Raw genomic sequence first — 6,436 nt, 5'->3', positions numbered from 1 at the left:
TTTTTAACATAATCCGCGTGCCCTGGACAGTCTACGTGTGCGTAGTGACGTGCTGGAGTGTCGTACTCAACGTGAGAAGTTGCGATTGTGATACCGCGCTCACGCTCTTCTGGAGCGTTATCGATAGATGCGAAATCTTTAGCAACACCACCGTACACTTTTGCAAGAGTAGTACAGATAGCAGCAGTTAGAGTTGTTTTACCGTGGTCAACGTGGCCGATAGTACCAACGTTTACGTGCGGTTTCGTACGTTCAAATTTTTCTTTAGACATGGGGTGTCCCTCTAGGTACGGATTAGGTGGCTTAAAATAAGACCACGCAACCAAAAAAAATGGTTTTCTTTATTAAAGGAGAAGAAGCTTTAGACTGGTGCTAATACCCAGAGTCGAACTGGGGACCTCACCCTTACCAAGGGTGCGCTCTACCGACTGAGCTATATCAGCACACAAAATGAGTTGGAGCGTGCAGCGGGAATCGAACCCGCATCATCAGCTTGGAAGGCTGAGGTAATAGCCATTATACGATGCACGCAACACGTAACTCTGTTTGAGCTATTTAACCTTTAGAATATGGTGGAGAGGGACGGATTCGAACCATCGAAGGCAGTGCCAACAGATTTACAGTCTGCTCCCTTTGGCCACTCGGGAACCTCTCCAAATTTTGAGCTTTCTCTCGCTTGCCTTATAGGAAGGGAGAAAGTGGTGCCGACTACCGGAATCGAACTGGTGACCTACTGATTACAAGTCAGTTGCTCTACCTACTGAGCTAAGTCGGCACAAGTGGGCGCATTTTATTGAATGATTTTCCACCTTGCAATAGTAAATTGAAAAAAAGTGCAAAATTCTCTGACCAAACTCCTACATACGGCTATTTAGCTCAAGGTTTACGTCTTTAACCCGCATCTAGTACAGGAAGATATTTTATTTATCTATCGCTTGATGTATTTTCCATGCACTTGTTTTGTTATCCACTATAGAGTTTTGTATGAGCCCATTTATGTCATTTGACCGCGAACGTTGGTCTGAGCTAAGGAATTTAGTTCCGATGACACTTTCTGAGAGCGACTTAAAAGAGCTTCAAGGCATCAATGAAAAGCTCACAATGGAAGAGGCAGTAGAGATCTATCTACCGCTATCTCGTCTATTGAACCTCTATGTGGCAGCCAGACAGAATAGAAACTCGGTACTCCACCAATTTCTAGATAAGAAAGAGAAAGCGCCACCTTTTATCATCGGTATTGCGGGTAGCGTAGCTGTTGGCAAAAGTACCACTGCGCGTCTGCTTAAAGCCCTACTCTCTCGCTGGGAAAACCACCCAAAAGTTGAACTAGTGACAACCGATGGCTTTTTATATCCAAACGAGGTGTTAGAAGAGAAAGGGTTGATGAGCAAAAAGGGCTTTCCTGAATCTTACGATATCAAGCGTTTAGTGAACTTTGTTTCGGATGTAAAAGCTTGCAAGAGAAATGTCACAGCCCCTGTTTACTCGCATCTTACGTACAATATTACTGATGACGTTAAGTGCGTCGACCTACCAGATGTGCTTATTATTGAAGGGCTTAATGTTTTACAAACCGGAATGAATTATCCACACGAGCCACATCGCGTGTTTATTTCAGACTTCCTTGATTTCTCACTCTATGTTGACGCTGATAGCCAACAAATCAAAGAATGGTACGTCAATCGCTTTATGAAATTCCGCGATGGCGCGTTTACTAAGCCTGGCTCTTACTTTAGTCATTACACTAAATTATCGAACCAAGCCGCATTGGACAAAGCAGAAGGTATCTGGAGTTCAATTAATGGCTTGAACCTTGAACAAAATATCCTTCCGACAAGAGAAAGGGCTCACCTGATTCTACGTAAAGGCGCAGATCATATGGTTGAAGAAGTGTTACTAAGAAAATAGTAACGCCTTAGTCGCCTTTTCTTAGCGATATCTCGCCACCAATATAGCTCTCGACACCATTCTCAGTTTTGAGCAATACAGCACCTTGTTCATCGATGCCTTGAACAACACCTTCAATTTCTCTAGGTCCAATGATCAATCTAACATTGCGACCTAAGAAATTATCCAAGCGGTTCCAACGCTCTAAAAAATTGGACATTCCTTTCAACTCGTAGTCGACAAGTGACTTATCCCAAGCATTGATCAGAGCCTGCGCTAACTGGTTACGGTCTGGCACCTTCCCATCACACACTTCTTTAAGGGAAGTCCATGGCTGGCCAATACCTGATGTTGTTGGATCCATGGATAGGTTTAGCCCTAAACCAATCACAATATGCGCAGCGCCGCCAGACTGTCCTGACAGCTCGACCAAGATACCTGCAAGCTTCTTGTCATTGTGGTAAAGGTCGTTCGGCCATTTAAGCTTTACACCTTCTACGCCCATCTCTTCCAAAGCTTCAACAACAGCTACACCAACCACAAGGCTTAAGCCCATTGCGGCAGCCATCCCCGCGTCGAGTCTCCAATACATTGAAAGATAGAGGTTTGCACCAAATGGTGATACCCACTCTCGTCCACGGCGTCCACGACCCGCAGCTTGATATTCAGCAATACAGACAGAACCCGATTCGAGGGTGTTAGTGCGCTCTAATAGGTGTTGGTTTGTAGAACCTATGATGGGAATGAGTTCAAGAGAAGCATCGCGACTAACTGCAGACAATTTGTCTTGGTCAAGCATATCCAAACGACTGGCTAGTTTGTAACCCTTGCCTTGTACTCGGTAGATATCTAAACCCCACTCTTGAATACCTTTAATGTGCTTACTGATAGCCGCTCGTGATACGCCAATCATTTCACCTAGGTCTTCACCTGAATGAAACTCACCGTCAGCAAGACATCTCAATAGTGCAAGCTTGGTACTGTGCTCTCTCATGCCAATGACTCCAAAGCCTTATCCAAGTTTGTCTCGCAGTCTCGTCCCATAAAGCGCACTTCATGTTCCAATCGAATATCGAATTTATTCAAAACGGACTGGCGCACTCGCTCTGCAAGCTTAAGGATATCCACAGCAGAAGCCTCATCATAATTGATAATAACCAATGCTTGGTTGGGGTGAACCTGAGCGCCACCTTCTGTCACACCCTTGAACTGGCATTGATCAATCAGCCAGCCAGCAGCAACTTTGATCATGTCATTACTCTCATAACCAACCATATTTGGATATAGAGCTAACAAGCGATCAAAATGATCTTTGGTGATCACAGGGTTTTTGAAGAAGCTACCCGCATTCCCTTGTACTCTAGGGTCTGGCAGCTTACTTGAACGGATAGCACACACTTCATCAAATATAGTGCGAGGGGAGAGCGTATCGGCTGCTAGGCTTTTTAACGGGCCATAGTGATTGCATGGCTCCCACTCTTTCGGCAACGTTAAACCAATCGCAACAACAATCGCTTTATCGTAGAGAGCGTGTTTGAAAATAGAATCTCGGTAACCAAAGAGACACTCTTCTTTGCTTAATCGCTTAACTGTATAAGTATCCAGACACAGGATATCGACATACTCGCATACGTCTTGTAGCTCAACACCATACGCACCAATATTCTGAATCGGAGCAGAGCCGGAACAGCCGGGTATCATTGCTAGGTTTTCTAGACCACCCAGCCCTTTATCCACACTCCACTCAACCAAGCTTGGCCAATCCTCGCCACCACTCACATGCAGTAGGTGATGACTGTCCGTCTCGGCCAGCTCAATCCCGGCTAATTTATTCACGATGACCAGGCCAGCGAAGTGCTCAGTAAAAAGCATATTACTGCCCTTACCCAGTATTAACTTAGGCAAAGCTGACCATTTAGGGTCTTTGTAAAGCGAAATAAGTTCTTCGGTAGTGGTGACTTCAACCAACGCATCACACGTCTGATCGATGGAAAAAGTATGAACATTTTTTAAACTAGCATTGAGATGGAATTGCATGGCGATATTCAATTAACTTACACTGCGGTCATTCTACAGCAGATAAACCAATGGCGCAGTGACTGAATGAACAATGTCATCATTACTCAATTAGACCCAGTAAAGGTTCCCCTAGTTAAACGTTTCTATAAAGAACACTACCCAACGGGAAAAGCGAATAAGAGTGAACTGATCTACTCGTTATTGCTGGATAACGAGCTATGCGGTGTCGTGCGTTTTCGTACAATAGAAAATAATCGTTTACTTACTGGAATGGCGATATCAAAACAACATCGCGGTCAGCAATTAGGCTCCCAGCTTATGGATTATTGTGCGCAACATACGCTTACGGAAGACGATTACTGCTTTGCTTACGCTCATCTCACCAATTTTTACGCGCGACACAAATTCGTACAAGTAGACCCCAAAGATCTACCAAATGGTTTAAGAGTTTTATACGAGCGCTATTTGAATAGCGGAAAAGATCTCATTCCTATGCATTATCAGCAAAATTGTTAGAGAATGCCTCGATTATCTAGTATTTGGTACTATCCCTTTGGTAAAATTAAAGGTTCGCAATTTTGCATATTTTTAAGGTAAAACAGTCAATATGATTGCCAGTAGGAATCCATTCATACAGTTGCCAACCATAGCGCAGAATCCTGACAAGTTTGAAGTACTACTATCAGCGCAAGAGTTTCGAACTCGTCTACTTGATGAGATATCTCGCGCAACGACTCGTATTAGTTTAGTCGCTTTGTATCTTGAAGATGATGAGGCTGGCCGTGAGATCCTAACTGCCTTATATGAAGCAAAGCAAAAGAATCCAGAATTAGACGTGAGCGTTTGTGTCGATTGGCACCGAGCGCAGCGCGGATTGATTGGTGCAGAGTCTTCTGAAGGCAATGCAGCCATGTATAAAGAGTTTGCTGAAAGATATCAGCATTCTGTGCCTGTCTATGGCATTCCAGTTCGTGGCAAAGAAGTCTTTGGCGTATTGCACTTAAAAGGCTTTATCGTCGATGACAGCGTAATATACAGCGGTGCAAGCCTTAACAATATCTACCTGAATTACCATGACCGCTATCGCTTTGATCGTTACCACGTTTTAAACAACGCGGCTCTTGCTGACTCAATGTTTGCCTACGTACACGAACAGATGGTTGCGGACAGCGCTGTTTATGACCTGGCTGATAAGAACAAGCCTGCGACCAAAGAACTGAAACCAGCGATTCGTCAGTTTCGTGCATCATTGGCAAGGTCTCAGTATCAATTCGATGGTCAAGACGTTTCAGCAGACCAAGTTGCTGTAACACCATTAGTTGGTATCGGTAAAAGACGTAACCGTCTGAATCAGGGTATCAATCAACTCGTCGCTCAAGCTAAAGATGAAATCTTTATCTGCACACCTTACTTCAACTTCCCACCTAGCCTAGCTAAAGAAGTCAAGAAAGCGCTTAAGCGTGGCGTAAAGGTCAGCATTGTTGTTGGTGATAAGACAGCGAATGATTTCTTTATCTCACCAGAAGAAGAGTTTAAAACGATTGGTGGTTTGCCATACCTTTACGAACTGAACTTACGCCGTTTCGCTAAAGCGAATGAAGCTCATATTGCTAGCCGTAATCTATCAATTCGACTTTGGCAACACGATTCCAATAGCTTCCACCTAAAGGGCATATGGGTAGATAAGCGCTACATGCTACTAACAGGTAATAACCTAAACCCTCGCGCCTGGAAGCTAGATCTAGAGAACGGTATCTTTATCCAAGATAACTACCATCACCTAACTGATAAGTTCCAGGCTGAAGTCGATAATATCCTTCAACACACTCAGCTTATCTGTACTTATAAGCAGTTAGATAAGGTAGAGAGCTACCCTATGGAAGTTCAGAAATTGATTCGTAAGATCACTCGTGTAAAAGCCGACAGAGTGCTCAAACAAATACTGTAGTCGGTGTATCAAAACACTATTTATCAACGCCTAGCAAACGCTAGGCGTTTTTGTATCTACGAGATAGCTATTTAGGTTTGTTTGATGGTCTTTCGAATCAACATCTCTATTTATGCATAGTGAGTGTGATAGCTTGAAGTGTTAAGCATCCTACCTTTTCCTTAGTCAGTCTCAGGGTTCCAGATACGTGTATCAGGTATGGTTTAGATAGCAGCTAAACGAGTACCAATACGAACATAATCGACAATTACCCTTTACGTATTCAAGCAATAAAGTCTCACTCCTTAGGGCGAAGTACGTACGCGATAGAGAATTTCACATAGTAAAACAATCAGATTAGTGCTCTGCTCTATTTAGCTTAAGAGTTAGAAGTGACCACCTATATTCCCAAGCAGCACCTCCCGATATATAGAGAAGTACTTCATAGCTAGCGATAAGGATCTACTACTAAAACCCAAAACACATACGCAGGAAACGATGAAAGCCTAGTCGTCAGACTAGGCTTTCTGATATGTGCCGGAATAGCATGAAGTGCAGGGGCTCGGTGCCTTTACAGCACTCATAATACCAATTAAAGTAAAA

6 protein-coding genes and 4 tRNA genes are annotated in these 6,436 nt (G+C 43.6%); 3 read left to right on the top strand and 7 right to left on the bottom strand.

From position 1 onward, the window contains the following. The 5 genes from AB4161_RS19070 to AB4161_RS19050 form a co-directional block, all read right to left on the bottom strand. Nucleotides 1-272: GTP-binding protein (locus AB4161_RS19070; protein ID WP_372083270.1), on the bottom strand; the 272-nt coding region annotated here is incomplete at its 3' end. A 95-nt stretch (nt 273-367) separates the two neighbouring features. After that, nucleotides 368-443, bottom strand: a tRNA-Thr gene (locus tag AB4161_RS19065). 13 nt (nt 444-456) lie between these two features. Further along, a tRNA-Gly gene (locus AB4161_RS19060) sits at nt 457-531 on the bottom strand. Nucleotides 532-570: 39 nt separating this feature from the next. After that, nucleotides 571-655 (bottom strand) — tRNA-Tyr (locus AB4161_RS19055). Between the two features lie 44 nt (nt 656-699). Then, a tRNA-Thr gene (locus AB4161_RS19050) sits at nt 700-775 on the bottom strand. 209 nt (nt 776-984) lie between these two features. Here AB4161_RS19050 and coaA point away from each other — a divergent pair. Further along, nucleotides 985-1,908, top strand: a complete 924-nt coding sequence (gene coaA / locus AB4161_RS19045) for a type I pantothenate kinase (RefSeq protein WP_017066910.1) — start codon at nt 985-987, stop codon at nt 1,906-1,908. 7 nt (nt 1,909-1,915) lie between these two features. Here coaA and birA read toward each other — a convergent pair whose 3' ends face one another. Together birA and murB are read right to left on the bottom strand one after the other, a co-directional pair. Next, nucleotides 1,916-2,881: a bifunctional biotin--[acetyl-CoA-carboxylase] ligase/biotin operon repressor BirA gene (gene birA, locus AB4161_RS19040; protein WP_017059800.1), complete on the bottom strand. Its 966-nt coding sequence runs from the start codon at nt 2,879-2,881 to the stop codon at nt 1,916-1,918. Continuing rightward, entirely contained in the window at nt 2,878-3,924 is a 1,047-nt protein-coding gene (gene murB, locus AB4161_RS19035; protein ID WP_017059799.1) for a UDP-N-acetylmuramate dehydrogenase, read from the bottom strand. The genes birA and murB overlap by 4 nt, the downstream gene beginning before the upstream one ends. A gap of 66 nt (nt 3,925-3,990) precedes the next feature. Here murB and AB4161_RS19030 point away from each other — a divergent pair, with 66 nt between their 5' ends. Continuing rightward, complete coding sequence (locus AB4161_RS19030) at nt 3,991-4,422, top strand: GNAT family N-acetyltransferase (protein ID WP_102319991.1); 432 nt, start codon at nt 3,991-3,993, stop codon at nt 4,420-4,422. 91 nt (nt 4,423-4,513) lie between these two features. Then, nucleotides 4,514-5,854, top strand: coding sequence for a CDP-diacylglycerol--serine O-phosphatidyltransferase (pssA, locus tag AB4161_RS19025; protein ID WP_102319992.1), 1,341 nt, complete (start codon nt 4,514-4,516; stop codon nt 5,852-5,854). Nucleotides 5,855-6,436: the final 582 nt, after the last annotated feature.

It is taken from the genome of Vibrio sp. 10N.286.51.E5 (genome assembly GCF_041469125.1).
GTDB classification, from domain to species: Bacteria; Pseudomonadota; Gammaproteobacteria; order Enterobacterales; family Vibrionaceae; genus Vibrio; species Vibrio crassostreae_C.
This window is presented reverse-complemented; position numbering and strand designations above follow the sequence as displayed.